At 60.3% G+C, this 25,348-nt stretch carries 24 protein-coding genes and 1 tRNA gene; 7 read left to right on the forward strand and 18 right to left on the reverse strand.

What is annotated here, in order from left to right:
- Positions 1-42 precede the first annotated feature (42 nt).
- Positions 43-129, forward strand: a tRNA-Leu gene (locus ACQUTG_RS15665).
- A gap of 142 nt (positions 130-271) precedes the next feature.
- Here ACQUTG_RS15665 and ACQUTG_RS15670 read toward each other — a convergent pair.
- The 4 genes from ACQUTG_RS15670 to mpl all read right to left on the reverse strand — a co-directional run bounded on the left by ACQUTG_RS15670 (position 272) and on the right by mpl (position 5,647).
- Complete coding sequence (locus ACQUTG_RS15670) at positions 272-2,164, reverse strand: hypothetical protein (protein ID WP_428920296.1); 1,893 nt, start codon at positions 2,162-2,164, stop codon at positions 272-274.
- A gap of 141 nt (positions 2,165-2,305) precedes the next feature.
- Positions 2,306-3,445, reverse strand: a complete 1,140-nt coding sequence (locus tag ACQUTG_RS15675; RefSeq protein ID WP_428920297.1) for an acyl-CoA dehydrogenase family protein — start codon at positions 3,443-3,445, stop codon at positions 2,306-2,308.
- Between the two features lie 123 nt (positions 3,446-3,568).
- Positions 3,569-4,216, reverse strand: coding sequence for a flavin prenyltransferase UbiX (locus ACQUTG_RS15680; protein WP_428920298.1), 648 nt, complete (start codon positions 4,214-4,216; stop codon positions 3,569-3,571).
- 36 nt (positions 4,217-4,252) lie between these two features.
- Positions 4,253-5,647 (reverse strand): UDP-N-acetylmuramate:L-alanyl-gamma-D-glutamyl-meso-diaminopimelate ligase, encoded by a 1,395-nt coding sequence (gene mpl / locus ACQUTG_RS15685; RefSeq protein ID WP_428920299.1) that lies wholly within the window; start codon positions 5,645-5,647, stop codon positions 4,253-4,255.
- A 155-nt stretch (positions 5,648-5,802) separates the two neighbouring features.
- Here mpl and ACQUTG_RS15690 point away from each other — a divergent pair, with 155 nt between their 5' ends.
- Positions 5,803-7,065, forward strand: a complete 1,263-nt coding sequence (locus ACQUTG_RS15690; protein WP_428920300.1) for a 6-phosphofructokinase — start codon at positions 5,803-5,805, stop codon at positions 7,063-7,065.
- A 69-nt stretch (positions 7,066-7,134) separates the two neighbouring features.
- Here the strand turns inward: ACQUTG_RS15690 and ACQUTG_RS15695 are convergent, their stop codons facing one another.
- Positions 7,135-7,389, reverse strand: a complete 255-nt coding sequence (locus ACQUTG_RS15695; RefSeq protein ID WP_428920301.1) for a GrxA family glutaredoxin — start codon at positions 7,387-7,389, stop codon at positions 7,135-7,137.
- Between the two features lie 167 nt (positions 7,390-7,556).
- Between ACQUTG_RS15695 and ACQUTG_RS15700 the strand changes: the two genes are divergently transcribed.
- Positions 7,557-8,000, forward strand: a complete 444-nt coding sequence (locus ACQUTG_RS15700) for a YqaA family protein (RefSeq protein ID WP_428920302.1) — start codon at positions 7,557-7,559, stop codon at positions 7,998-8,000.
- Here the strand turns inward: ACQUTG_RS15700 and ACQUTG_RS15705 are convergent.
- Complete coding sequence (locus ACQUTG_RS15705; protein WP_428920303.1) at positions 7,940-9,385, reverse strand: ABC1 kinase family protein; 1,446 nt, start codon at positions 9,383-9,385, stop codon at positions 7,940-7,942. The two genes, ACQUTG_RS15700 and ACQUTG_RS15705, sit on opposite strands and share 61 nt — an antisense overlap.
- Before the next feature lie 249 nt (positions 9,386-9,634).
- On the opposite strand from ACQUTG_RS15705, the gene ACQUTG_RS15710 reads away from it, so the two are divergent.
- Positions 9,635-10,717, forward strand: coding sequence for a diguanylate cyclase (locus ACQUTG_RS15710; RefSeq protein ID WP_428920304.1), 1,083 nt, complete (start codon positions 9,635-9,637; stop codon positions 10,715-10,717).
- Between the two features lie 6 nt (positions 10,718-10,723).
- Here the strand turns inward: ACQUTG_RS15710 and lipB are convergent, their stop codons facing one another.
- The 10 genes from lipB to ACQUTG_RS15760 all read right to left on the reverse strand — a co-directional run bounded on the left by lipB (position 10,724) and on the right by ACQUTG_RS15760 (position 19,735).
- A complete protein-coding gene (gene lipB / locus ACQUTG_RS15715) occupies positions 10,724-11,362 on the reverse strand; it encodes a lipoyl(octanoyl) transferase LipB (RefSeq protein ID WP_428920305.1) in 639 nt (212 codons plus the stop codon).
- 5 nt (positions 11,363-11,367) lie between these two features.
- On the reverse strand, positions 11,368-11,637 hold the full coding sequence (locus ACQUTG_RS15720; protein WP_428920306.1) for an HP0495 family protein: 270 nt from the start codon (positions 11,635-11,637) through the stop codon (positions 11,368-11,370).
- Between the two features lie 31 nt (positions 11,638-11,668).
- Complete coding sequence (locus ACQUTG_RS15725) at positions 11,669-12,835, reverse strand: D-alanyl-D-alanine carboxypeptidase family protein (RefSeq protein ID WP_428920307.1); 1,167 nt, start codon at positions 12,833-12,835, stop codon at positions 11,669-11,671.
- A 47-nt stretch (positions 12,836-12,882) separates the two neighbouring features.
- Positions 12,883-13,800 carry a septal ring lytic transglycosylase RlpA family protein gene (locus tag ACQUTG_RS15730; protein ID WP_428920308.1) on the reverse strand — a complete coding sequence of 306 codons (918 nt, stop codon included), beginning with the start codon at positions 13,798-13,800 and terminating at the stop codon, positions 12,883-12,885.
- Positions 13,801-13,884: 84 nt separating this feature from the next.
- Positions 13,885-15,027, reverse strand: a complete 1,143-nt coding sequence (rodA, locus tag ACQUTG_RS15735; RefSeq protein WP_428920309.1) for a rod shape-determining protein RodA — start codon at positions 15,025-15,027, stop codon at positions 13,885-13,887.
- Positions 15,027-16,919, reverse strand: a complete 1,893-nt coding sequence (gene mrdA / locus ACQUTG_RS15740) for a penicillin-binding protein 2 (RefSeq protein ID WP_428920310.1) — start codon at positions 16,917-16,919, stop codon at positions 15,027-15,029. The genes rodA and mrdA overlap by 1 nt, the downstream gene beginning before the upstream one ends.
- Before the next feature lie 9 nt (positions 16,920-16,928).
- A complete protein-coding gene (gene rlmH / locus ACQUTG_RS15745) occupies positions 16,929-17,399 on the reverse strand; it encodes a 23S rRNA (pseudouridine(1915)-N(3))-methyltransferase RlmH (protein WP_428920311.1) in 471 nt (156 codons plus the stop codon).
- A 2-nt stretch (positions 17,400-17,401) separates the two neighbouring features.
- The gene (rsfS, locus tag ACQUTG_RS15750) at positions 17,402-17,752 is read right to left on the reverse strand and encodes a ribosome silencing factor (RefSeq protein WP_428920312.1); all 351 of its coding nucleotides are present in this window, start codon (positions 17,750-17,752) and stop codon (positions 17,402-17,404) included.
- A gap of 70 nt (positions 17,753-17,822) precedes the next feature.
- On the reverse strand, positions 17,823-18,473 hold the full coding sequence (gene nadD / locus ACQUTG_RS15755; RefSeq protein ID WP_428920313.1) for a nicotinate-nucleotide adenylyltransferase: 651 nt from the start codon (positions 18,471-18,473) through the stop codon (positions 17,823-17,825).
- A gap of 5 nt (positions 18,474-18,478) precedes the next feature.
- A complete protein-coding gene (locus tag ACQUTG_RS15760; RefSeq protein WP_428920314.1) occupies positions 18,479-19,735 on the reverse strand; it encodes a glutamate-5-semialdehyde dehydrogenase in 1,257 nt (418 codons plus the stop codon).
- A gap of 147 nt (positions 19,736-19,882) precedes the next feature.
- Here ACQUTG_RS15760 and ACQUTG_RS15765 point away from each other — a divergent pair, with 147 nt between their 5' ends.
- Genes ACQUTG_RS15765 through ACQUTG_RS15775 form a run of 3 tightly spaced genes read left to right on the forward strand, consistent with a single transcriptional unit; the run spans position 19,883 to position 23,390 of the window.
- Positions 19,883-20,896 carry a GGDEF domain-containing protein gene (locus ACQUTG_RS15765; protein WP_428920315.1) on the forward strand — a complete coding sequence of 338 codons (1,014 nt, stop codon included), beginning with the start codon at positions 19,883-19,885 and terminating at the stop codon, positions 20,894-20,896.
- The gene (locus ACQUTG_RS15770) at positions 20,893-21,891 is read left to right on the forward strand and encodes a GGDEF domain-containing protein (RefSeq protein WP_428920316.1); all 999 of its coding nucleotides are present in this window, start codon (positions 20,893-20,895) and stop codon (positions 21,889-21,891) included. Before ACQUTG_RS15765 ends, ACQUTG_RS15770 begins: the two co-directional genes overlap by 4 nt.
- Positions 21,888-23,390 carry a bifunctional DedA family/phosphatase PAP2 family protein gene (locus ACQUTG_RS15775; protein ID WP_428920317.1) on the forward strand — a complete coding sequence of 501 codons (1,503 nt, stop codon included), beginning with the start codon at positions 21,888-21,890 and terminating at the stop codon, positions 23,388-23,390. Before ACQUTG_RS15770 ends, ACQUTG_RS15775 begins: the two co-directional genes overlap by 4 nt.
- Here the strand turns inward: ACQUTG_RS15775 and ACQUTG_RS15780 are convergent.
- The gene (locus ACQUTG_RS15780; RefSeq protein ID WP_428920355.1) at positions 23,347-23,925 is read right to left on the reverse strand and encodes an LON peptidase substrate-binding domain-containing protein; all 579 of its coding nucleotides are present in this window, start codon (positions 23,923-23,925) and stop codon (positions 23,347-23,349) included. The two genes, ACQUTG_RS15775 and ACQUTG_RS15780, sit on opposite strands and share 44 nt — an antisense overlap.
- An 11-nt stretch (positions 23,926-23,936) precedes the next feature.
- Positions 23,937-25,193, reverse strand: coding sequence for an HDOD domain-containing protein (locus ACQUTG_RS15785; RefSeq protein ID WP_428920318.1), 1,257 nt, complete (start codon positions 25,191-25,193; stop codon positions 23,937-23,939).
- Positions 25,194-25,348: the final 155 nt, after the last annotated feature.

Below are 25,348 nucleotides of genomic sequence, written 5' to 3' on the forward strand. Positions count from 1 at the left end.
CAGAAGCGAATTCAGTAACATAGCTAACGTTGCAAGTCATCTGCCGAGGTGGCGAAATTGGTAGACGCGCTAGCTTCAGGTGCTAGTGGGGGCAACCCCGTGGAGGTTCAAGTCCTCTCCTCGGCACCACTTCCTTCCCCAGGAAGTGGCCTGAAAATCCCCGAGACTCCGTGATCACATCCAACCAGAACAACTTTGTTGCGCCTGGATTTTTGTATTTTATGCACTGACCGGTCAACGCCCCACGTCACAAGCCCGACATCCATCCCTCTCAGTCAAGCAGCCCGAGCAAGTATTCCGACAGCGCCTGATAGCTGTACTCCACTTTGGCGTAGGCGGAAGAAGTCGTCTCCTCGAATTCCCTTCCGCACTCTCGAGCACCGCTATAGTTGGTGAGGTAGGCTTCCCGGATCAGATCGGGAGTCTCCGGGTCCCGAGTCGCCGGGTAGTACATCGCCCACTGAAAACCGGATCCGGCATCGACATTGGCCAGATCCGACAAAGCTGGATCCAGAAAGGCATAACGCAGCAACCGGCTTACCGAATCACCCTCCGCTCCCCCCTCAACTGGACGAGTATCATATTCCAGTGCCAGCTCGACAAAATTGGCAGGCTGGGGCTCGACGCCGGAGATTTCATAGGCGTACTGCGTAGTGACCACCTGATCCATTCCTGCAGCCTCGATATCGGGATTGCAGGTTGTCTCTGCGCCGACCAACAGAGAGGCTACTTCCGCCCCACCCTCACTCAGGACAAAACCATCAAAATCCTCGGGAGCACTCCCGGCCTTCGGCACCAGCTTCCGAATCAGGGCAGAACCGTCCCACTGCGGAATCTCCGCGATCAGCTCAGAGACTGCGTTGTCAGTCTTCTGCCAACGATAAATCACCTCCGGGTTCCCCGACAGCTCCGTGGAGCCCGCCGAAACACCTTCATGTTCATGGCAGGTTGTAGAAGTCTCGAAATAGATCCGCTGGCTATCCCAGTCGAAAATAAGGCGCTCGTCGACCCCTTCCGCTTCATAGGCCATCCGGCTCTGGGGGGAGAGTGATACCGAGGGCCGCCACTGGCTGCCAAGCTGGTACATCAGCCCATTCACGTTAATCAGCCGGGCAAGCTCCGGCATGGACGGCGCGAGGCACCCTTCAGCCGATACCGACAACAACTGACCCGCTTCGGAGTAATCGTAGAAGAGTTCGGAGGACACCATCAGGCTGGAGGCACTGACCGGCAGGTTCTGGTCACTTTCGGGCTGGGCCAGGATACGCTGGTGGGTCAGCAGAACCGGGTCACTCAGTTCCAGAGGCACCTCCGGCAAGGAAAGAGCATCCACATCGGCATTGGCGTAATCACCGCCGGCGGCCTCATCCACTACTGCAATCACCGACGGGGCGTTCTGCACCAGAGATATACCGAGCATATACACTGCCTGCCGGGCATTTCGCAGAGAACGCTCAGTACCATCACTATCTGGCCTACTCAGCGCCTCGTTGTAATCATCGGGAATCTGGCTGGCCATGAACCTGGCCAAGGCCCGGGCATAGGCATGGGCACGCTCGTCGCCTGATAACACGTAATCCGCCATCAGGTTGAGACCGGCCAGACTGCCGGCGAGGTCTTCGGGGGCCTCCAGATAAGAGCCCAGACCAAACAGGCTGCGGTAACGGGCCAGCGTGGTAAGCGGCGTGATATTCCGGACCCCGGACGCCGCGGACATCAGAAATGCCCGAGCCACCGGCACGTCGCCTTGCCAAGTCTGATCCAGGGTTTTTCCGGGTAACGCTATCGCATAGAGAGGATAATCTCTCGGGTCCAGGTCGGGGCCAACCTCCGGAGGAAGATCCAGCTCTGCCACATCAAGTGAAAACTCACCGCCCTGCCCGCTCATGGCGGTAGGCTCACCGGATTCGAGCACCGCAGTGTTGCCGTTCTCCAGCTCGATTTCCATCGGTCCGGGGGTGTACTGACTGTCGCCATCCATATCCAGCCACACCCGGGCATGGGTCAGGTAACCGTCAATAACCTTCCCCGAATAGGGTGTCGGCTCGGAATACGACACCCCATCCAAATCCCTTCCATCCACAGGCAGGGTATCCGACTCCTGACCACAACCAGCCAGAGTAAGCGTCAGCAGTGCAACGGGTAAGCATTCCAGGCGTGTCATCGCGGCAACCGTTTATTGTTATCAGAGGTGTGCCGCTACTTTAGTGAATGTTACCGAGGGAGACCTTGACAGGCTTGGCAATTTGTAAAGATTGGTAACTGGGCGCCCCGCCGGCGCAGGCTCGGCGGGGGCCTGAGCCTGTCAGAACGAACGGGCAACGATTTCCTTCATGATTTCATTGGTGCCGGCATAGATACGCTGCACGCGGGAGTCGGCCCAGGCACGGGCAATCGGGTATTCCCACATGTAGCCATAGCCACCGTGAAGCTGAACACACTCGTCCATGACCTTGCACTGGAGATCCGTGGTGTGCTGCTTGAGCATGGCCGCCGTGGGGATATCCAGCTTCTTCTCCAGATGCAATTCCAGGCAGCGATCGGTAAATACCCGGGCTGCGGTGATCTCGGCCTTCAGCTCCGCCAGCTTGAAGCGGGTGTTCTGGAAGGCAATCACCGGCTTGCCGAAGGCCTTGCGCTCCTTGACGTAATCCAGGGTCCACTGCCAGGCCGCCTCCGCTGCCGCCACCGCGGCGAGGGCCACCTGTAGACGCTCGGCGGGCAGCTCCTGCATCAGCTGGAAGAAGCCCTGCCCTTCCATGGAACCGAGCAGGTTTTCTGCCGGTACTTTGACGTCCTGGAAGAACAGTTCGGAGGTATCCTGGGCCTTCATGCCCACCTTGTTCAGATTCTGTCCCTTCTCGAAACCTTCCCAGGCAGTCTCAACCAGTAACAGGCTGGTGCCCTTGGCCCCCTCCTTCGGATCGGTCTTGGCCACCACAATCACCAGGTCCGCCAGCTGGCCGTTGGTGATGAAGGTCTTGGAGCCGTTCAGGGTATAGTGATCCCCGCTTTTGATGGCGGTGGTTTTGACGCCCTGCAGGTCGGAACCGGCCCCGGGCTCGGTCATCGCGATGGCGCCGATCATCTCACCGGAGACCAGTTTGGGCAGATATTTCTGCTTCTGCTCCTCCGAGCCGTAATTCAGGATATAGGGAGCCACAATGTCCGAGTGCAGACCCCAGCCGATACCGGACAGCCCGGCACGGGAAATTTCCTCGATGACAACAGCGCTGTAGCGGAAATCCGCCCCCACACCACCATACTCTTCCGGGGTGGTCGGGCACAGGAAACCGAGCTCACCGGCCTTCTGCCAAAGTTCACGGCTGACCTGGCCGTCTTTTTCCCACTGATCATGATAGGGCGCAGCCTCCTGTTCCAGGAACTTGCGAACGGAATCGCGGAAGCCTTCCAGGTCGGCGTCGAAAACGGTACGTGGAATCATGGTGAACCTCGGTGAATGACGTGTGTTGTGATTGTCGTTCACCAAGTCTCGGCCGCTGGCCGGTTTCGCTCAATGATGAAAACCATCAATCGCGCTGACCAAAACCATCGGCCCGAAAGCGCTTCAGCGGGGCTGCTTGGCGTCTACCCGGGCCTCGCCCCATCGGGGCATCAGATCCTGCGGCAGGTCCAGGTGGTCCAGCAGGCGTGCAACCACAAAATCCACCAGATCCTGGATAGATTGGGGCTTGTGATAGAAGCCGGGGCTGGCCGGCATGACCACCGCGCCCATCCTGGTCAGGCGCAGCATATTCTCCAGATGCACTTCCGAGTATGGCGCCTCCCGGGGCACCAGAATCAACTGGCGCCGTTCCTTGAGGGCAACATCCCCCGCCCGCTCGATCAGGTTGTTGCTTGCACCGGTGGCCAGGGCCGACAGGGTCCCAGTGCTGCAGGGGCAGATCACCAGGGGAGCCTTTTCGCCGGAACCGGAGGCCGGCGGCGCAAACCAGTCCTCCCGGCCGAAAACCAGCACCTGGCCCGGCTCAGCACCGGAAAATTCCGTCAGGCATTCCTGCATGGCCGGCGGCGCCCCCGGCAATTTCAGGTCTGTCTCGGTGGCGATAACCACCTGTGCGGCCCGGCTGACCATGACATGCACACGGCACCCGGCCGCCACCAGGCATTGCAGCAGACGCAATGCGTACTGGGCGCCGGAAGCGCCGGTAATCGCCAGATTTACGGTTCGCTGTGCCGGAGCGGGCGTGGTCATTCGCGCTTTTCCCCAGGGGTTGTCAGGGCGGGAAGGTCAGCCATGGATACGTTCGAGTTCCGCCACCAGTTTGCCGTGGATCCCGCCAAAACCGCCATTGCTCATGATGACAATGTGGCAGGGGCTCGGAAGGTCGTCCAGTACCCGACCGATCAGTGCCTCAACCGAGGACTCAATCCGATGCAGGTCATTATCCTCGTTCTCGGTCTGCCAGGCACCGACCAGCTCCTGCAGCCAGTCCATGTCATTCAGGTTCGCCCACAGGACCCGGTCCGCCAGCTCCGCACTGGCCAGCAGGTTGTCACTGTGCACGCCCTGTTTCATGGTGTTGGAGCGGGGCTCGATGAGCGCCAGGATCGGCTCCTCCCCCACCCGGTTACGCAAACCCTCGAGGGTTGTAGCAATGGCGGTAGGATGATGAGCAAAATCGTCATAGACCCTCACGCCACCGACATCCGCCAGCAGCTCCATCCGACGCTTGACCCCCGAGAAACGGCACAATGCGGCAACGGCATGATCCGGGGTGACACCCACGTGTCGGGCAGCGGCAATGGCGGCCAGGGCATTACGCACATTGTGCATGCCAGTCTGGTCCCATTTCAGGGTAGCCACCGGCTGTTCGTGGTGAATCACCATGAACCGGCTGCCGTCCTCCGACAACAGCTCGGCGCGCCAGTCCGCCGTGCGGGTAACCTCGCTGCCAATAGCGGTATCCTGAACCGGGCTCCAGCAGCCCATGGCCAGGGCGTTGTCCAGATGCGGATCCACCGCCGGACGAACGATCAGTCCCTTCGAGGGCACGGTGCGCACCAGGTGATGAAACTGGCGCTCGATGGCTTCGACGTTGTCGAAGATATCGGCGTGGTCGAATTCCAGGTTGTTCAGGATCAGGGTGTGTGGCCGGTAATGAATAAACTTCGAGCGTTTGTCGAAAAAAGCGCTGTCGTATTCATCAGCCTCGATCACGAAAAAATCACTGTTTCCCAGCCGGGCTGAGACCGGAAAATCCAGGGGCACACCGCCCACCAGGTAACCGGGTTCGAAGCCGGCCTGCTCGAGGATCCACAGCAGCATCGACGTGGTGGTGGTCTTGCCGTGGGTACCGGCGACCGCCATGACCCAGCGGTGACGCAGCACTTCCCGGGCCAGCCACTCGGGGCCGGACATGTAATCGATGTTGAGGTTCAGTACCGCCTCGACCTCGGGGTTCCCCCGGGACATGGCATTGCCGATCAGCACCAGGTCCGGCCTCGGGTCGAGGTGGTTAGCACTGTAACCCTCCATCAGGCCGATGCCCTGACTTTCCAGTTGGGTACTCATGGGCGGGTAAACACCCTGATCCGAGCCGGTGACCGTATGGCCAAGCTCGCGCGCCAGCACCGCAAGGCTGCCCATGAAGGTGCCACAGATTCCGAGAATGTGAATATGCATTCGGCGTTCGACCTCTCCGTTGAAACCTGCCAAGCCTCCCCTATACGCTGCAAGGCGTCAAGGCCGGCGCTATCCGCAATCCTGCTCATGAAAATCCCCGGCGTTTGGCGTATCATCTGCGCCATTGTCGAACCAGCAGGAGGCTTCAGCCCGAGATGGCTATCAAGAACGCTTTTTACGCCCAATCCGGCGGTGTCACCGCCGTCATTAATGCCAGCGCCTGTGGCGTCATCCAGACCGCCCGCAAGCATCCGGACAAGATCGGCAAGGTGTTTGCCGGCCGCAACGGCATTATCGGGGCGCTGAGGGAAGAACTGATTGATACCAGCCTCGAGAGCGACGAGGCAATCCAGGCGCTGATCCACACCCCTGGCGGGGCCTTCGGCTCCTGTCGCCACAAGCTCAAGAATATCTCCGAAAACCGGGCTGAGTACGAGCGCCTGATCGAAGTATTCCGCGCCCACGACATCGGCTACTTCTTCTATAACGGTGGCGGTGATTCCCAGGATACCGCCTACAAGGTCTCCCAGATCGCCGACAAGATGGGCTACCCCATCACGTGCATCGGCGTGCCCAAGACCGTCGATAATGACCTGCCCTTCACCGACTGCTGCCCCGGCTTTGGCTCGGTTGCCAAGTACATTGCCACCTCAACTCTGGAAGCGAGCCTGGATATCAAGTCCATGTGCGAAAGCTCCACCAAGGTGTTCATCCTGGAAGTGATGGGGCGCCATGCCGGCTGGATTGCTGCGTCCGGTGGCCTCGCCGGCCAGGGTGAAGGTGAGCCGCCGCACATCATCCTGTTTCCGGAGATCCCGTTCGATCGTGAAGCCTTCCTGGCCCGGGTGGATCAGTGCGTGAAGGATTACGGTTATTGCGTCGTGGTTGCTTCCGAAGGTGCCCAGTACGAGGACGGTCGTTTCCTGGCCGACGCCGGCGCCAAGGATGCCTTCGGCCACACCCAGCTCGGGGGTGTCGCTCCGGCTCTCGCCAATATGGTCAAGCAGGCCCTGGGCCACAAATACCACTGGGCCGTTGCTGACTATCTACAGCGCAGCGCCCGTCACATCGCTTCTGCCACAGACGTGGAACAAGCCTATGAGGTTGGCAAGGCCGCGGTGGAAATGGCGATTGCCGGAAAGCAGGCGCTGATGCCGACCATTGTCCGCGAGCAGACCAAGCCCTATCAGTGGAAGATCGGGGAAGCCAACCTCAGCGAGGTGGCGAACCAGGAAAAGAAAATGCCGATCCACTACATCACCGATGACGGTTTCGGCATTACCCAGGACTGTCGTGACTACCTGGAGCCCCTGATTTATGGTGAGAGCTTCCCACCGTTTGAAAATGGCCTGCCGAAAGTGGCGAAGCTGAAGAATCAGCTGGTAGAGAAGAAACTCAAGACCGAGTTCAAGATCTGATCCGCCGCCAGAAACACAAAACCGCCCGGCTCGACCCCGGGCGGTTTTTTTTGCACCTGAAACACTGCCCTAGCGGGCTGATGCTGCCTCGTGTTCACGGACGTAGGCGTAAAACTCGTCAAAACCACCGATATGCTGCTGGCCGACAAAAATCTGTGGCACAGTGTGTACCGGCTTGCCAATCTTGTCCGCGATGTCAGCCTTGGAGACACCCTTCTCGATCATATCGATCCAGGTGTACGGCAGCTGCATGGATTCACACAGGCCTTTTGCCCGAACGCAAAAACCACAACTCGAACGGCCATAAATCGTGACCTGCTCCATAAAACCTCCTGCAAGGGTATAAAACCGGGATGACAACAAACCTGCCGACAGGATACTGGCAAGGCAAGAGAGAATAAAAATTGATGGTTTGCATGGCAACCATAGTACGTAACCATACCGACAGGACCGACATCCGGCATTGAATTCGGTCAAGACGGGGAAATGATTTGGTCTATCTGACGCTTTTTCTGACGGCGTTTGCCGCAGCGACACTGCTACCGGCTTACTCCGAGGTACTGCTGGGCACCCTCGTGACCCAGGGCTATTCCTGGTGGTGGCTGTGGTTCTGGGCCACCGCGGGCAACACCCTGGGTTCTGTGGTAAACGGCATCATCGGGCGCCAGGTGGACCGTTTCAAACACAAACACTGGTTTCCGGTCAGTGAACTGCAGCTGCACAAGGCCCGGAACCGCTTCAACCGTTATGGCCAGTGGTCCCTGTTGCTGGGATGGCTGCCACTGGGCGGTGACGCGCTCACCCTGGTGGGCGGCATCATGCGGGTACCCTGGCTGAACTTCGTGATACTTGTGGCCATAGGCAAGGGCGCACGCTATGCCTTCGTGCTCTGGCTGGTGGCCGAGGCATCCGGCGTATCTTCGCCTTCACCGTAAAGGTATTTGCGCAGCAGGGGTTCGCCATTGAACTCGGAGTGCAGCACGGCAATGAATGTGTAGACACCGATCAACTTCCGGTTCAGGAACACAAACTCCTTGGGAGGCACCCGAAAGTACCGGCTGATGGCAGAACGCGCCGCTTGCCGGGCAACCCGGGACGGCAGGTCACTCTGCTTCCACCGATACTGGCCGTGACTGTTGACTGCGTACTCCGGCCATTCGAACTGGTCTTTCGCCAGGGGCTCGAGTACCGACATACAGACCTTGCCGAATTTCTCCAGCACTTCCCTGGGCCAGTCCAGACTCATGAAACGAAGCTTGATACCACCATCAATCACCGCTTCGAGGTCCTGTTCGTAGGAAGCCCGTATCATCTGGATGACCGGAGCGAGGAACTCATCGGAATACGACTGCACCGCGCCAAAGTCCAGCAGGACGATCCGGTCATAGCCCGGATCGTCACCTTCTTCACCGGCAATACGGATGCGATAGTTGCCGAAGTTGGGATCGGTCTGGATCTCCCCCCAGACGAACAACTCGCGGAAAAACAACTCCAGCGCCGCCTCGCCAAGGGCGCTGCGCCGCTCAAGCGACAGCTTGCGAACCTCCTGGGAACCCACCGAGTGGCCATGCTCGTAGGTGGAGGCGATCACATGGGCCGTAGAGTATTCCTGCAACACCCTGGGCACGATGAACCGGGGGTCGGACGCCAGCATGGTCCGGAACTTCTCCGTGGTGCGGGCCTCGAGGCGATAGTCCACCTCCCGGTGCATCATCTCCCTCACTTCCTCGAGCCAGTCATTGAATTCCGGCCCGAAGCTGACCAGGCGCGCCACTTTCAGCAGCTGCGCCACTGCATTCAGATCGCTGTCGACAGCATCCGCAACGCCCGGATACTGGACTTTCAGCACCAGCTCCAGACCGTCACTGCGCCGGACAGCGCGGTGTACCTGACCCAGCGAGGCGGCACCGATAGGTTCGGGATCCACGTCCAGTTCCGCCAGCCGGTTACTACCCAGCTCTTCTTTGAGCACCCGCTCGATCGCCGGCCACTCCAGGGAGGTGGTCTGGTCTTCGAGGGTGTGCAGGGCCTCGGTGACCTCTTCCGGCAGGAAATGCTCGCCATACAGCGCCATCACCTGCCCGATTTTCACCACACTGCCTTTCAGGCGCCCCAGTTCATCCACCAGGAACCGGGCCTGGTTGGACAGCATGGCCCGGTGCCGCTCGTCCCGCTTGTCCTTGCTGCTGAACCAGTTGGTGGCCATATGGGAAGCCATACGGGTACCTGCCGTCAGTCCGGCCCGGGTCAGGCTCAGCCTGCGCTCAAAGCTGCCGGTCTTGATGCGGGAAACTTTTGCTCCTGGACGCTTGGATGACATGGACAACCTGCGGGTGTCGGGAAATTTGAGCCGTCTGCCAGCTGTTCATTCCATTATACGGATACAGTGAATACCTATCCTCACCGATGCGACTCCGTTTTTTCGGCCTGCCGGCCAATGCCGGATCACGGATTCCGGTTTAAACGTGCCTGTTATGCCTGTTTACGTTTTACTACAGTGCTGACCGTGAATCCGGTCTAGTATGTCAGGCAGTATCAGGCTCGGTAAAACACAAGAACAAGACTAAAGATGAAGCAAACGGCTGCCAAAACCCCGGATACCGAACTGTCCCAGTTTCGCGTGAAAGGCGAAATTCCGGTTCCGGTTCTGATTAACTGGCTCACCTCTGCGGCAGTACCCATCCTGCTGTTTTTCGCTGGCAGGGCCGCGAGCACCGCAGACAATCCTTTCACCGCAGCTCTGCTGGTAACCTTTGCAGCATTGCTTGCACTGAACTCCCTGGTCTATCTCGGAATCCGGCACCAGACCCTCCACCGTCGCGGCTTCATCGGCCTGATCACCGCGCTGTTTACCTTTCTGGTTATCCAGGCGGTCGAGGATGGCTCGGCCATTATCTGGCTGTTTGCCTACCCGCCTGTCATCTTCTACATCAGCCAGGCCCGGGTGGGCGTCATCGCCTGTGCCGGCGGCCTGGCTGCGCTCGTGTTCCTGTTCAGTCCCGCCGGTGATCTTGTTTTCGAGCCGCCCTACAGCACCAGCTTCCGGATCTCGATGATCATTGTGCTCGGCTTCGAGATGGTGACCTGTTACATCCTTGACCAGAGCCGGCGACGCAGCAAGCTGCGCCTGCTGAGACTGGCCTCGGAGTTCGAATTCGCCGCCAAGCACGATGCCCTCACCGGCCTGGCGAACCGGCGGGAGGCACTTGAGCAACTGGATACCGAGTACCAGCGCTACCTGCGTAGCCGGCGGGCATTCTCGGTCATGCTGATGGATATCGATCTTTTCAAGGGCATCAACGACCAGTATGGTCACCATGCCGGAGACGAGTTGATCAGAATGGTTGCCCGCACCCTGCGGGAACAATGCAGGAAAGTCGATACCGTAGCCCGCTGGGGTGGCGAAGAATACCTGGTCCTGTTGCCAGAGACCGGACCGGACGAAGCCCTGAAGACCGCCCAACGTATCCGTGCCACCGTCGAGGCGAACTCGGTCGAAGTGGACCGGAAACCGCTAGGGGCCACCGTCAGCATCGGTACCGCCACCATCATCGGATCGGAATCCATCGACCGCCTGCTGCAGAGAGCCGACGAGGCGCTCTACGCCGCCAAAAGCGCCGGCCGTAATCAGGCGTGTGCCGCAGGCAGCTGATGGCGATCACCAGCCCTTACGCTTTTGCACCTGCTGGTAACCGAGGCCGGAAATCAGGTCATCGATCAGACGCTGCTCGATATCAGCCACCGTGGCGCCCGGCACATAATCCCGGACCTGGCACATGGGCATCCCGGCATAGCCGCAGGGATTGATTCGGCTGAAGGGTTCCATGTCCATATCCACGTTCAGTGCAAGGCCATGGAACGAACAGCCCCGACGCACCCTGAGGCCGAGGGAAGCAATCTTGGCCTCTCCCACGTAGACACCGGGCGCGTCCGGGCGCGGTGCCGCCTCAACATCCAGATCTGCCAGCGTACGGACGATACCCTGCTCGATCTGATCCACCAGGCCCCGGACTCCGAGCTTCTTGCGCGGAAGGTCAATCATCAGATAGATCACCAGCTGGCCGGGCCCGTGGTACGTTACCTGGCCACCACGATCCACCTGAATGACCGGGATATCGCCAGGCAACAGCAGGTGTTCAGGTTTGCCCGCCTGCCCCTGGGTGAACACCCTGGGGTGCTCCAGGCACCAGAGCTCGTCCACGGTGGTCTGATCGCGGTCCGCCGTGAAATTTTTCATGGCCTCCCAGGTTTCCAGGTAAGGCTGCTCCCCGAGGGAACGGACAATGAGTTCAGCCATGACCGTCAGAGCACCATGTGAACCCGGCCGCTGGCCTTCAGATCTTCGAACAGCGCCTTGAGCTGGTCCTCACCCGTCGCCACGATTTTCAGCTGGACCGAGGAAAAGCGGCCCTTGCTGCTCTCGGTAACGGAAATATCCGCCTCGGTGATCCCGGGCGCATGGCACTCCACCACTTCCACGACAAAATCGGTGAAATCAGGTGCGGCATTACCGATGACCTTGATCACGTAATCGCAGGGGAATTCGATTTTTGGTGCTTTCGGCTCACTCATGCCGCATTACTCCCGGGTACTGACATCACCCTTACTGAAACAACTGGACGAAAAAGAGCTTGATCGCGTCCCAAAGGCGCTTGAACAAACCGCCTTCCGGAACCTCGGTCAGCGCGAGTACCGGCTCATCCACCAGCACTGTGCCGTTCAGGCTCACCTTGACCCGACCAAGCTCATCCCCGACATTGATGGGTGCTTTGATCACAGAATCAAGGTCTACGGTGGATTCCAGCTGGTTTCGGGAGCCCCGGGGAATGGTGACGAAGACATCTTCAGTCAGCCCGACCGATACCTGATCTGCCTGGCCACCCCAGATACGGGCTTCCATCAGCTCCTGGCCAGAGCGGAACAAACGCTCGCTCTCATAGTATCGGAAGCCATAATTGAGCATTTTCTGTACTTCCTGGGCTCTGGCCTGGGCACTACTGGTACCCATCACCACCGCGATAAAGCGGGTTTCGTCCCGCTTGGCAGAGGCAACGAGGCAATAGCCGGCCTCTTCCGTATGACCCGTCTTCAGGCCATCCACACTGTCATCCCGCCACAACAGGCTGTTCCGATTCGGCTGCCGGATGTTGTTGTAGGTAAAGTGCTTCTCGGCATACAGGGGATAGTTTTCCGGGTAATCGTTGATGATCGCCCTTGCCAGCAACGCCAGGTCATAGGCGGTGGAGTAATGATCCTCGGCCGGCAGCCCGGTGGCATTGGCAAAATGGGTGTCTTTCATACCCAGCAACTGGGCTTGCTGGTTCATGATGTCCACGAACGCACCTTCGCTGCCGGCAATAAACTCTGCCAGGGCCACCGAGGCATCATTACCGGACTGGATAATGACACCCTTGAGCAAGTCTTCCACAGACACCTCGGTACCTTCCTGCACAAAGGTCCGGGAGCCTTCTGTTTTCCACGCCTTGACACTGATCGGAACCATGTCGCTCATGGAGATGCGGCCCTCATCCAGTTCCCTTTCCACGATGTAAGCCGTCATCATCTTGGTCAGACTCGCCGGGGGCAGGCGCTCGTGACTGTTTTCATCCATGATGATGCTGCCGCTCTTCGGGTCCATCAGCACGTAGGAGCTGCCCGCAATCTGCGGCGGAGAGGGGATGAGCACTGTCTGGGCCATCGCCTTGCCCGCAAGGGCCAAGGCAAGGACAAGTACAACAGAGAGAGAACGTAAAGCGGTTGTTAAGGCCATGGGTCCATTCATTCGTCAGGTGTGTTTCTGGTTTTAATGATAAAGAATCAGTGTGAATCGGTCAGGACGACTGACTGCGAGAAGCCCCGAGACTCCAACAGGCTCTGGGTGCGCCGGGCAGAGGCCTCGTCCTCGAACGGGCCGACCTGCACCCGGTGGAACCGACCCGCCCGGGTATCAATCGCACGAACCCGCATCGGATTTTCCAGCACCGACCGGACCCGGCCTAAAAGGGCTTCCGCCGGGTCCCGGCTGCTGAAAGAACCTAATTGAACGAACAGACCGCGGGAGCCGGTACCCACAGTATTGTCAGCCAATGTACCAGAGGCTGCCGGTGCGCGACGGTCGCCCGGCACAAACGGCTCGCCCGCCAGGGTCATGGAGCCATCCGGCCTGACCGTTATCGCGGCCACCTCGACCCTTGCCGTGCCCCTGCCCTGATACCCGAGTTTCTTGGCAGCAGCGTAAGACAGATCAATCAGACGGTCGCCGTGAAACGGCCCCCGATCGTTAACCCGGACAATCACCGACCGTCCGTTGTCGAGGTTGGTGACCCGGGCGTACCCCGGAATCCGCAGAGACTTGTGGGCCGCGGACATCTGGTACATGTCGAAGGTTTCACCGTTGGACGTCTTGTGACCGTGAAACTTCTCGCCATACCAGCTCGCTGTGCCGGTGGCGACATAACCCTCATTACTTTCGAGAACCCGGTAACGCTTGCCCCAGACCGTGTACGGAGACTTGTTACCGGCACCGCGGGGAGCTTCGTAGCGGGGGCGCGCATCGCTCAGGCCAGAGACATCGAAATCACCCGCCGGAGCCCGGTCCTGACTCAGTGTATAGCGGGAGGAATGATCCGTTTCGGGTGACGAGGCACAGCCGGCAAGCACCAGCAGGGCGAGTGCGGCCAAACACCATGTAAACGTATACCTCGGCTTCACGGTCCGGAAATCCTCTTGCGCCATTCCCGCGGGGTTCAAACCCGGCGGCTTTCAATCATTGTAGCGGGTTCTCTTGCCGATTCACCATTACCCGCTTTCCATGGTTGATCAGGCACTGATCATCCTGCGGTGGGTATGAATCGACATCAGTACTCCAAAGGCTGCCATCAATGTCACGCTCGACGTACCACCATAACTGACCAGGGGCAGAGGCACACCAACCACCGGCAGTAACCCGCTGACCATCCCTACATTCACGAAGATGTAGATAAAGAAGGTCATGGTCAAGGCTCCCGCCACCAGTCGGCTGAAGGAGTCCTGGGCGGTGGCTGCGATATACAGGCAGCGCAGGATGATCAGGAAATAGACCAGCAGCAGCATCAACATGCCAACAAAACCAAACTCTTCGGCCAGCACAGCGACGATAAAGTCGGTATGGCTTTCTGGCAGGAATTCCAGGTGAGACTGGGTTCCCTGGAGCCAGCCCTTGCCGTCAATGCCCCCTGAGCCGATGGCAGTCTTGGACTGGATAATGTTCCAGCCGGCACCCAGCGGATCACTCTGCGGGTCGAGTAGGGTCAGAACTCGCTGCTTCTGGTACTCCCGCATCACGAAAAACCACATCAGTGGCGCTGATACCGAGGCCATGGCCACAAAGGCGGTAATCAGCTTCCAGCTCATGCCGGCAAAGAACACCACAAACAGACCGGCCATCCCCACCAGCAGGGAAGTACCCAGATCCGGTTGCTGAATGATCATTACCATAGGGACGAGGACAATCGCCAGCCCTACGGCAACCTGGGACAGACGAGGCGGTAAAAAGTGCCGCGACAGGTACCAGGCGGCTGTCATCGGAACGACCAGTTTCATGATTTCAGAGGGCTGGAAACGGGGCAGGCCGGGCAGTGCCAGCCAGCGCTGGGCACCCTTGGCCCCCACGCCCATCACGAGAACCGCAGCCAGAGCGACCAGACCGGCTACATAGAGCCAGGGCGCCCAACGGCGAAAAACCGCCGGATCCAGTTGGGCAAACACAAGCATCACCACAAATGCGATTCCGAGGCGAATGCCCTGGGCCTTGACCACTTCAATATTGCGGTCAGCACCGCTGTAAAGAACAAACAGGCCACCGGAAACCAGCATCAACAGCAGGAAAAGCAGGATCGGGTCCACATGCAGGGCTGACCAGAAGCCACGGGAGCGTGCGAACGGGCCGGAGGCGGCCGGATCCACCAGGTCTTTCAAGGCCATTATTGCGTCCCCCCTGCGGCCTGGCTCACCAGCTCGCTGTCACTGCCTTCGGAAAATTCCAGGAGCCAGGCATCGAACAGAGCCCTGGCGACCGGAGCCGCCGTACCACTGCCGCTGCCACCGTTCTCGACGATGACCGACACGACGATTTTCGGATCCTCAACCGGAGCAAAACCGACAAACAGAGCGTGATCCCTCAGACGCTCCCGGATTTCCTCGGCGTCGTACTCTTCGTCTTCCGCAAGACTGAAGACCTGTGCGGTACCGGTCTTCCCCGCCATCCGGTAGGGTGCGTCACTGCCAGCCCGACGGGCGGTGCCCCTGGTACCATGCATGACCTCGGCCATGCTCTCGACCACATACTCCCAGTCACCGGGATTCTTGAGTTTCAGGGGTTCATGGGTCTCGTCCGGAAGGACATCCTCGACCGTATCATCCCCAACCACATCCCTGAGTAGTCGCGGCTCGATCCAGGTCCCCCGGTTGGCAATTAGCGCGGTGGCCGTGGCCATCTGCAGTGGGGTCGCCAGCATGAAGCCCTGGCCGATCCCCAGGTTGACAGAATCGCCCGGATACCAGGGTTCGTTGCGCATGGCCCGCTTCCATTCCCGGGAGGGCAACAGTCCACTCAGGGCCCCCGAGACGTCAAGGGCGGCATCTTCCCCGAAACCGAAGCTGGATAGGTAGCCCGACATGGTGTCCACCCCCATCTCGACGGCTGTCTCATAAAAATAGATGTCACACGACTCGGCGATCGCGTCCTTCAGATCCACCCAGCCGTGGCCGCCTCGTTTCCAGTCCCGGTACCGGCGCCCGCCATCCTTGAGCTGGAAATAGCCGGGATCCCAGATGGTACGGTCCCGGGTAGTCGCACCGCTGTCGAGGGCGGCAATCGCCAACATGGGTTTCATTACCGAGCCCGGCGGGTATTGGCCACGGAGTGCCCGGTTGAACAAAGGCTTGTCCTTGCTCTGACTCAGGGCACGATAGTCATCCACGCTGATACCGGTGACAAATTTGTTGGCGTCGAACCCCGGCACACTGGCCAGGGCCAGGATACCCCCCGTTTTCGGCTCAATGGCGATTACTGCGCCACGCCGGCCATCCAGCAGTTCGTGCGCCCGCTGCTGCAGCCGCAAATCGAGATGCAGCTTCAGATCCTCTCCCGGTACCGGGTTTTCCCGTTCAAGCACCCGCAGCGTGCGCCCACGGGCATTGGTTTCAACGTGCTGGTAACCGACCCGGCCGTGCAGGGTTTGCTCGTAGAAACGCTCGACGCCGGACTTGCCGATGTAGTTGGTGCCCGCGTAATTGACCGGATCGATTCGCTGCAACTCTTCCCGGTTGATGCGGCCAACATAGCCCAGCACATGGGCCGTGAGTTCACTGTGGGGGTAATAGCGAACCAGCTCTGCCTCGACTTCAACACCCGGCAACTCATGGCGATGGACCGCGAGCCTGGCAATTTCCTGTTCAGTCAGATCGTATCGAAGGGGAATTTCCTGGAATGGGCGTCGGGGCTCCTGCAGGCGGCGATGGAAACGCTCGAGATCCTGCTCAGAGATATCCAGGATGCCGCCCAGCCGGGTGAGCGTCTCATCCATGCCGTCTACGCGCTCGGGCACCAGGGTGACACTGAACACGGGGCGGTTTTCGGCCAACAGTTCACCGTTACGGTCATAGATCAACCCGCGCGGCGGAGGTACGGACTGCACCTGCACCCGATTCTTGTCGGAAATCGTGGTATAGATCTCGTGCTCGACCACTTGCAGCTGATACATGCGGCCGAGCAGGCCGCCCAGCATCAGGATGACAAACACCAGCATGACCACAGTGCGGCGCTGGAACAACCGGCGTTCGGCAGCGGTATCCTTGAACTCACCCCACGGCATAATTGCCCCCTAGGCCCGGTGGTACGGGTGATTGCGGGTGATCGACCAGGCCCGGTAGAGCTGTTCCGCCAGCAGGATTCGCACCAGCGGGTGAGGAAGGGTCAGGGGCGACAGCGACCATTGCTGGTCGGCCCTCTGCCGGCAGGCATCCGCCAGACCATCAGGGCCACCGACCAGGAAACTCACGTCACGACCATCCTGCTGCCAGTTTTCAAGCTGGCTGGCGAGCTTTTCGGTGGACCAGGGACGGCCGCCGACTTCCAGGGCAACCACCCGATCCCTCGGTCCGGTCGCCGCCAGAATCGCGTCGCTTTCCTTTTGCATCAACCTGGGAATATCGGGATTTTTGCCCCGATGTGCCATGGGGATTTCGACCAGCTCAAGGGGAAGCTCCGGAGGCATCCGGCGGGCGTAATCGTTGTACCCGGCACTGACCCAGTCGGGCATCTTCTGCCCCACACAGATCAGACGTAACCGCATGTTTATTCGCTGCCCGCGACACCCAGATCCGGTGCGTCGCGCCAGAATCGCTCCAGATCATAGAACTCGCGGGTAGCGGGCATCATGACATGAACCACAACATCGCCGAGGTCTACCAGTATCCAGTCACTGGCAGTGGCGCCCTCGACATTACTGGCGCGCACGCCCTGCTCCTTGGCTTCGATTACCACGGAATCAGCAAGGGATTTCACATGACGGTTTGACGTGCCGGACGCCAGCACCATGAAATCCGTGACGCTGGTGCGGTCACGAACATCAATCACACTGACATCCTGTGCTTTTACCTCTTCAAGTGCTTTTACAACCAGATCTTTCAGTTCTTCAGCCTGCATAATTACCCTGTTGTACGGGCTTCAGCCGGATCGGCCGCCCGAATAGTCATACTCAGACGCGATTGTAGCACTAAAAGTTCCCGTCAGGGCAGGCACCATAAAGCCCCAGGCGGCGTATTTCTTCCCAGACCGAATCGGGAATCAGGTAACGGGGGGATCTGCCAGCAGCAATCCGTTCCCGGATCCCGGTGGCGGAGATATCCAGCAGCGGCGGATCCAGCTCCAGGATACACCCGGCGGGGGTGCCCCGGAGACTCTCGACATCTTCCACTCTCCTGCTCGCCAGCAACCTGGCAGGAGTGCTCTCGGGATCCAGGGCCGGGCCGGGCCGGCGCACCACCACGATGTGCGCCAGTTCAGGAATGCGTTCCCACTCCCGCCAGCGATCGAAGCCCGCGAAGGCATCGGTGCCGACCACCATCACCAGGGGCTGATCCGGCCCCAGCTCTTCCCGCAACTGACGGAGAGTGTCGGCGGTGTAGGAAGCCCCGGCACGAAGCAGTTCCCGGTCGTCAATGTACAACCGGGGCTCGCCCTGCAAGGCCAGCTCCATCAGTTGCAGCCGCTGCGACGCGCTGGCGCCGGTATCGCCCCGATGGGGCGGGATGTGGCATGGCACCAGACTGACGCGCTCCACCTCCAGACGATCACACAACTCGATCGCCAGCCGCAGATGGCCGTGATGGATCGGGTCGAAGGTCCCCCCGTATATGACGTGCATCGGCATCAGGTCCGCACGTGACCATCGCCGAACACCACGTACTTCTGGGAGGTCAGTCCCTCCAGCCCCACCGGACCGCGGGCATGGATCTTGTCAGTGGAAATTCCGATCTCTGCGCCGAGCCCGTACTCGAAGCCATCGGCAAACCGGGTGGACGCATTGACCATCACCGAACTGGAGTCCACCTCGGTAATGAACCGGCGGGCCCGGGTATAGTTTTCCGTGATGATACTGTCGGTATGCTGGGAGCTGTAGCGATTAATGTGCTCAATCGCGCCATCGAGGCCGTCCACCACCCGAACCGCCAGGATCGGCGCCAGGTATTCTTCTTCCCAATCCGCCTCGGTAGCTTCACCGGCCGCCGGGACGATCTCGCGGGTTTCCGGGCAGCCCCGCAGTTCCACGCCCTTTTCCTCGAATGCGGAGGCCAGCAGGGGCAGGATATCGGCCGCCACTTCGCGATCCACAAGCAGAGTCTCCATGGTATTGCAGGTGCCATAGCGCTGGGTTTTAGCATTGACTGCCACTTTCAGCGCTTTCTCCGGATCCGCATGGCTGTCGATGTAGACATGGCACACGCCATCCAGGTGTTTGATGACCGGCACCCGGGCATCCCGGCTGATCCGCTCAATCAGGCCCTTGCCACCCCGGGGCACGATGACATCGACATACCGGGGCATGGTGATCAGTTCACCGACCGCGGCACGGTCTGTGGTCTTTACGACCTGGACTGCGGTCTCTGGCAGGCCCGCGGCCGCCAGCCCCTTGGCCAGACAGGCGGCAATGGCCTGGTTGGAGTGGATCGCCTCGGACCCGCCACGCAGAATGGTGGCATTACCCGATTTCAGGCACAGGCTGGCCGCCTCCACAGTGACGTTGGGGCGAGACTCATAGATGATGCCGATCACACCCAGGGGCACCCGCATCTTGCCGACCTGGATGCCGGACGGGCGATAGGTCATGCCGGTGATTTCACCGATCGGATCCGGCAGCGAGGCCACCTGATTCAACCCCTCGATCATGGTATCAATCCGCTGGGGAGTCAGTTCCAGCCGGTCCAGCATCGCGGCATCCAGACCGTTTTCGCGCCCTTTCTCCAGATCCTTGCTGTTGGCAACTGCCAGTTCGTTGCGAGCGGCATCAAGGGCCTCCGCCGTTGCCAGCAAAGCCTCGTTGCGCGTGGCCGTGGTTGACCGGGCCACCTGTGTGGCGGCCGCTCGCGCCTGCTGGCCGACCTCGGCCATGTATGCTGCTATATCCATCCCGTGTCCTTGCTACCTTGTCAGTCAAATTCAGGAATAAGGGCCTAACTTTACCTTTCCCGTTTCAAGTACGCATCCCAAACCATTATTATACCGCTGCGCTATGCTTCATACTCAATGGATGCGCCGGGAGAGGAAGGACACACCATGGCCCAGACGGCCGATAAATTCCTGCTGACCAGGTTGTCACGAGCCGGGTTCGTGGCATTTCTCGCCATAACCCTGCTGGAAGCTCTGCTCGGCCAGCCAATGATGGCGGCGGTTGCTGCTGCGGCCGCTGGCGTCGTCATCAGTGGCAGGACCTTTCATCCGGCTCGGGCGAAGCGGCCCTGGCCTCTGGTACAACGGCTGTTTTTCCTGGTCCTCACTCTTTTGCTGCTATCCGGATTCGTGGTGGGCCCCTGGGCCCTGACTCACTGGCTGTACGCCGTCCCGCTGGTTGCCTTCTCGCTGTTTCCGCCCGCCGCCGCCATGATTCTGGCCCTCGCGGTGACCATCCTGGCCATGACAGGTGTCTGGTGGGCAACCGGCCTGCCCGACCGGCACCAGATGATCAGTGCCTTTCTGCTGACGCTGCTGCTGTCCGGGCTGCTCGTGTTTCTCCGTGAATACAAGAGCCGCCAGCTTGCGCCGTTGCGGCGCACCGACGAGCTGACCCAGGCCGCCAGCCGGGAGTACCTGTCCGCGGATCTGCATAAGGAGATCCAGCGAAGTGAGCGGGAGGGCACCGACATGTCCGTGATCATGATCGGGCTGGACACCCACCTGAGCGACAAGGAACGGGACGAGGACATCCGCTCGATCCTGCCCCGCATTGGCCGCTACCTGCATTCCCAGTTACGCGACTTCGACACCTATTACCGGGTCGCGGACCTGCAGTTCCTGGTCATTCTGCCGGGTATCGGTACCAATAACGCCCTGGACCGGGCCGAAACCATCCGCGCCGGGCTGCAGACACTGCTGGAATCCCACGGAATGCACCTGACCGTGAGCACCGGTATTGCCGGGCTCAATATCGGCGATGACGCCGACAGCCTGCAGCAGAGCGCTGCCCACGCCCTCCGTCGCGCCCAGCAACAGGGCGGCAACCGGACCCAGGTGTACAGTGCCTGGTCACAACAGAACCACGGCATGGCCGGGCAGGAGCGGCCGGCATCATGACCGAAACGCGCCTGAGAACCTGGACCCACAGCGCCGGCTACGTTCTGGCCACTCTGTTCATTGCCAGCCTGGCAGGCCAGAACCTGCGCTATGGTTTCTATGACCTGTTCTACCTGGCTTCCGGCATGGCCATTCTCACTGCCGCCGGATTCATCTACACCATAATCAAGCGCCGGCACCAGCTCGCTGCGCCGGGGCACCTGATCATCCTGTCCGGACTGAACAGCGGACTGGTTGCAGCGTTGATCACCATGGACGGCCCGGGAATCAGTCACTGGGCGATGCCCCTCCTCGTTCTGAACCTGCTGATCCTGCCCCTGCGCCAGGGCGTCGGGTTGTCCGTGTTGCTGCTGGTACCGCTCGCGGTGACCCTGTTCCTGAAGCATCCGGTCAGCGAAGCCCTGACTATTACCACCGGCCTCCTGATCCTGCTTACCGTGACAGCCCTCTACACCTGGCATTACGGCCACATGGCCCAGTCCGCGGAAGACCTGGCGATCACGGACCCCGTCACTGGCGCCCACAATGCCCGCTTCCTGGACGAAACCCTGCAGAAGGAGATCAGCCGGGCCATCGCAACCGGGCACCCGCTTTCGGTAATCCATCTTGGCCTGGACTATGTGGATGAAGCCAGGGACCTCCACGGCGAAGACGCAATCCAGTCAGTATTCCGCGATATGACCCAGCATCTGTTTGGCGTGATCCGAGCTGGCGACACCCTGTATACACTGGACGACGCGGAATTTTTCCTGGTGCTCCCATTTACACCGGAGGAAGGCGTCCGGGTGATCGCGGAACGGATCCGGCGAAACATCGCCGAGCATCCGTGGCCGGTGGTCGGCAAGGCTACGGTCAGCCTCGGCTGCACGACCCGTGGCACCGGCGATACCCGAACCGACACTCTGCGCAAACGTGCCCGACAGGCCCTCGATGAGGCCCGAAAGCGTGGCGCCGACTCCGCCTGGTTCAGCCCGGGAGAGACCATCGAGGCATGAGCACCGCCTGGCTGACCGACCTGACGGCCTGGCTAACAGGCAATCCCGGGCTGTTGGCCGGAGCCCTGTTTCTGACTGCGCTCGTCGAATCCCTGGCGATCGCAGGTATTATCGTGCCCGGGGTTGCGATCCTGTTTGCCGTTGCGGCCCTGGCGGGCAAATCCGGCATGCCACTGACCGAGGCACTGGTCTGGGCAGGGTTGGGAGCCGTTGCCGGCGACAGCGTGAGTTTTGCCCTGGGTCGGCAGTTGCAGGGCCGGCTGACCTCGGTCTGGCCACTGAGCCGCTACCCGGTGCTGATCAGCAAAGGCGAAGCCTTCTTTTATCGGCATGGCGGCAAGAGCGTGGTGATCGGGCGATTTATCGGTCCGATCCGCCCTATCATTCCCCTGGTCGCCGGCGCCCTGTGGATGCCGTGGCGGCGGTTCCTGGGGTTCAACATTGCCTCTGCCATTGGCTGGGCCCCGGTCTATATCCTGCCTGGTTTTGTTGTCGGCAGTGCTCTTCAGGGTGAACTGCGCCCTCCCGCACATTTCTATGCCGTCATGGGTATCAGCCTCGCGGCCCTGTTCGTGGTCTACCTGATCATGATCCGTTTCCAGATGGGACTGGGGGAAGGCAGCCGGACCTACCGCTGGTTCGAGCAGAGGATGCGGCAGTATGAGCTGTCACACCGGTTCTGGCGTCTCTACACCAACGACCGCCCGGCCCGGGAGGGAGAGTTTCCGCTGGCCTCCGTGCTCATGGCCGTTGCCGCGTCCGGCCTGCTGCTGATCTGGGGGCAGCTGACGGTGCACGGAATCCTGGAGCCTTTCAACCAACTGGCCCTCGACTGGTTCCGCCAGCTGCGACAACCCCTGCTCGATGGCCCGGCCATCACCGTTACCTTGATCGGCGACCCCGCGGTACTCTTCATGGCATCCCTGCTGGCGGTCCTGGTCCTTGGTTTCCGGGGCTACTATGCCGCTGCCTTGCACATTCTGTTCGCCGCCGGCCTGACCCTCGTCCTGGTCTGGGTGCTGAAGTCGACCCTTGGTGTCCCGCGCCCGGATCAGGTGTTCCAACCTCCTTCCTCCGGAGCCTTTCCCAGCGGCCACACCGCCGGCATCACGGTGTTTGTCACCATGCTGGCGGGGTTTGTGGCCGGCGAAACCCGGCACCGGAAACGCTGGCAGGCCTACGTGTTGTTATCGCTACCCTTGCTGCCGGTGGCCGTCAGCCGACTGTACCTCGGGGTGCACTGGTTCACGGATATCATCGGGGGGATCCTGCTGGGCCTGGCGATCACCGGCCTGGTGCGGGCCAGCTACAGCCGTTTTGACCGTGTACCCATGCACACCGATGGATTTACTCTGGCGGCCATTCTGCTGTGGGCTCTGTTCACAGCCGGCTATCTGCTCGAGCGCTGGCCTGAGGCGGTAACAGAGTATTCACGGGAGCCAGTCACGGAGCAGGCTAGCCCTCCTCCAGTGCCTCCAGCAGACCCTGCAGACGACTGAGCCGTTCCAGAGGATCCTGCAGCTCCACCAGACGCTGCTTTTCCTGTTTGTCGAGCGGCAGGAGTTCGGTCAGTCGCCACCCCACATCCCGGGCATCCTCGTAGTCCACATCCATAGCAAGGTCGCGAATGACCGGATGCCGAAACAGAGCCTGCAGGACGGAGGGCAGCTCAATGTAACGCTCGGGCACGTCACTCCATGTCTCCTCAAGCAGGCACTCCACATCGCCCACATTCAGGCCATCCTCCTGTTGCCAGCTGCGAACCACTGACACCTTGGTCTCGCCCTCAACGGTAATACCTAGAAGCCCGTTCTCGAGCTGTTGGAAATCGATGATCCGGACGTAAGTCCCGATATCATAAAAGCGGGCAACCGCGCCGGTTTCCTCACCATCCCTGAGCAATACCACGACAAAGCCACGGTCCTCCTTGAGACATCGGGTCAGCATATCGATGTACCGCGGCTCGAACAGCTGAAGCGGAATGCGTCCCCGGGGCAGGACAATGGAATTCAGTGGGAACAAGGGGACATGCATGGTTGGCTTGGTCATCGAGTCGAAAGCAATTGTTGCGTTTGCTCTACCCTCGCCCCGGCTTCGGCAAGAAGCTCCTGGCTATGGGAGGCACCGGGTTCCGGCCCGGCCAGTCGCCAGAGGGCTGGCACCTGGTTCAGGGCTGGAAGCTCGCCATTCTGGCTTGAGCCGAACATGGAATGCAACCGGGCGGTGATCACCACGTCCACCAGCTGAGGGCTCTCTTCGGGACACTCATATTGCCAATCCTCCCCATGGCGCACAGCCTCCACCAGAGGTGGCGGACACCCCCAGCTCTCAAGCAGCGCGCTGCCGAACTCTGCCCGCAATTGTCGACTGACAGAGCGCAGCCTGGCTTCACTGGACCACAGGCCGGGGTGATGCTCGGCCAGAACCAGCAACGGCACTGTGCCAATACCATGCAGCAGCCCGGCCAGCTCTGCGCCATCTCGATCCAGGCCCTCGGTCTGATCCGCGAGCAGCCAGCACAATGCAGCCAGTTCCCGGGATTGCTGGCTGAGCTTCAGCATTTCCCTCTGCAAGTTCAGCTGCCGGCTTCTGAAAACGTCCCTCAGGGCGAACTCGGACACAAGTTGTCGTGTGGTACGCATACCGAGCCGGGTGACTGCCTCATGAATACTGTGAACTCCACCCAGACCACGGTATACAGGGCTGTTGCAGGCCCGTATCAGCTTGGCGGTCATGGCCGGATCGGCCGCCACCGCCATGGCCAGCTTCTTCTCTGAAAGTCCTTCCCCGGCCGCGGTGCGGCGTATTTTCCAGGCAATATCCGGCACGCTCGGTAAACGGATATGGTTGGAGCGGAGTTCCGAATTGAACTCCATCCTCAGCCGATGCTCGGCACTGCCGGAGGCAACCCAGTCCCCTGAAGGCTCCATTTCCACCTGGCTCACCGGAGCGGAATTCAGGAAGCCATTGAGTATGTCCTGCTCGATCACCAGAAATTCACTGGGCCTGACGGCAACCACCTCATACATACGCGGCTGGAGCCGGGCAATGGGATTGAGGGCTTTGTCCGTCTCCGCTTCGATCACCGATTTGCGCCCATCCTTGGCGTGCAGTTCCACGGCGCCACTGATGAGAAAAAAATCCAGGCCGTCCTGCATGCCCTGCTCGATCACGGTTTCGCCCGGGCTGTGGCAACGACGCTCGGCACGGTTAACGAGCAGGACCAACTGGTCGGCGGTCAGTCGATTCAGAGGATTGAAGCTTTTCAGGCGACGCAGAGGCAGGCTTTCCCGGCCAGCCATAGACGAACTCCTTCTCCGCTCAGCAGAACGCAGGAATCTTCCGGCTCATGTCTTGTTTATAGTCACCAGCCGGGGCAAAAACAACCATGCGCGCCGGGCCGAATCTGGTATCCTCTGTTTTTTACGGAATTTGTCAGGTAACAACAGAGAGACCA

This window comes from Marinobacter sp. DUT-1 (assembly GCF_050379415.1).
Lineage (GTDB): Bacteria > Pseudomonadota > Gammaproteobacteria > Pseudomonadales > Oleiphilaceae > Marinobacter.

What these genes read in the sequence shown, in the direction of transcription:
- ACQUTG_RS15670 (WP_428920296.1), bottom strand. Translation starts at nt 2,164, where the DNA reads ATGACACGCCTGGAATGCTTACCCGTTGCACTGCTGACGCTTACTCTG.
- ACQUTG_RS15675 (WP_428920297.1), bottom strand. Translation starts at nt 3,445, where the DNA reads ATGATTCCACGTACCGTTTTCGACGCCGACCTGGAAGGCTTCCGCGAT.
- ACQUTG_RS15680 (WP_428920298.1), bottom strand. Translation starts at nt 4,216, where the DNA reads ATGACCACGCCCGCTCCGGCACAGCGAACCGTAAATCTGGCGATTACC.
- mpl (WP_428920299.1), bottom strand. Translation starts at nt 5,647, where the DNA reads ATGCATATTCACATTCTCGGAATCTGTGGCACCTTCATGGGCAGCCTT.
- ACQUTG_RS15690 (WP_428920300.1), top strand. Translation starts at nt 5,803, where the DNA reads ATGGCTATCAAGAACGCTTTTTACGCCCAATCCGGCGGTGTCACCGCC.
- ACQUTG_RS15695 (WP_428920301.1), bottom strand. Translation starts at nt 7,389, where the DNA reads ATGGAGCAGGTCACGATTTATGGCCGTTCGAGTTGTGGTTTTTGCGTT.
- ACQUTG_RS15705 (WP_428920303.1), bottom strand. Translation starts at nt 9,385, where the DNA reads ATGTCATCCAAGCGTCCAGGAGCAAAAGTTTCCCGCATCAAGACCGGC.
- ACQUTG_RS15710 (WP_428920304.1), top strand. Translation starts at nt 9,635, where the DNA reads ATGAAGCAAACGGCTGCCAAAACCCCGGATACCGAACTGTCCCAGTTT.
- lipB (WP_428920305.1), bottom strand. Translation starts at nt 11,362, where the DNA reads ATGGCTGAACTCATTGTCCGTTCCCTCGGGGAGCAGCCTTACCTGGAA.
- ACQUTG_RS15720 (WP_428920306.1), bottom strand. Translation starts at nt 11,637, where the DNA reads ATGAGTGAGCCGAAAGCACCAAAAATCGAATTCCCCTGCGATTACGTG.
- ACQUTG_RS15725 (WP_428920307.1), bottom strand. Translation starts at nt 12,835, where the DNA reads ATGGCCTTAACAACCGCTTTACGTTCTCTCTCTGTTGTACTTGTCCTT.
- ACQUTG_RS15730 (WP_428920308.1), bottom strand. Translation starts at nt 13,800, where the DNA reads ATGGCGCAAGAGGATTTCCGGACCGTGAAGCCGAGGTATACGTTTACA.
- rodA (WP_428920309.1), bottom strand. Translation starts at nt 15,027, where the DNA reads ATGGCCTTGAAAGACCTGGTGGATCCGGCCGCCTCCGGCCCGTTCGCA.
- mrdA (WP_428920310.1), bottom strand. Translation starts at nt 16,919, where the DNA reads ATGCCGTGGGGTGAGTTCAAGGATACCGCTGCCGAACGCCGGTTGTTC.
- rlmH (WP_428920311.1), bottom strand. Translation starts at nt 17,399, where the DNA reads ATGCGGTTACGTCTGATCTGTGTGGGGCAGAAGATGCCCGACTGGGTC.
- rsfS (WP_428920312.1), bottom strand. Translation starts at nt 17,752, where the DNA reads ATGCAGGCTGAAGAACTGAAAGATCTGGTTGTAAAAGCACTTGAAGAG.
- nadD (WP_428920313.1), bottom strand. Translation starts at nt 18,473, where the DNA reads ATGCACGTCATATACGGGGGGACCTTCGACCCGATCCATCACGGCCAT.
- ACQUTG_RS15760 (WP_428920314.1), bottom strand. Translation starts at nt 19,735, where the DNA reads ATGGATATAGCAGCATACATGGCCGAGGTCGGCCAGCAGGCGCGAGCG.
- ACQUTG_RS15765 (WP_428920315.1), top strand. Translation starts at nt 19,883, where the DNA reads ATGGCCCAGACGGCCGATAAATTCCTGCTGACCAGGTTGTCACGAGCC.
- ACQUTG_RS15770 (WP_428920316.1), top strand. Translation starts at nt 20,893, where the DNA reads ATGACCGAAACGCGCCTGAGAACCTGGACCCACAGCGCCGGCTACGTT.
- ACQUTG_RS15775 (WP_428920317.1), top strand. Translation starts at nt 21,888, where the DNA reads ATGAGCACCGCCTGGCTGACCGACCTGACGGCCTGGCTAACAGGCAAT.
- ACQUTG_RS15780 (WP_428920355.1), bottom strand. Translation starts at nt 23,925, where the DNA reads ATGCATGTCCCCTTGTTCCCACTGAATTCCATTGTCCTGCCCCGGGGA.
- ACQUTG_RS15785 (WP_428920318.1), bottom strand. Translation starts at nt 25,193, where the DNA reads ATGGCTGGCCGGGAAAGCCTGCCTCTGCGTCGCCTGAAAAGCTTCAAT.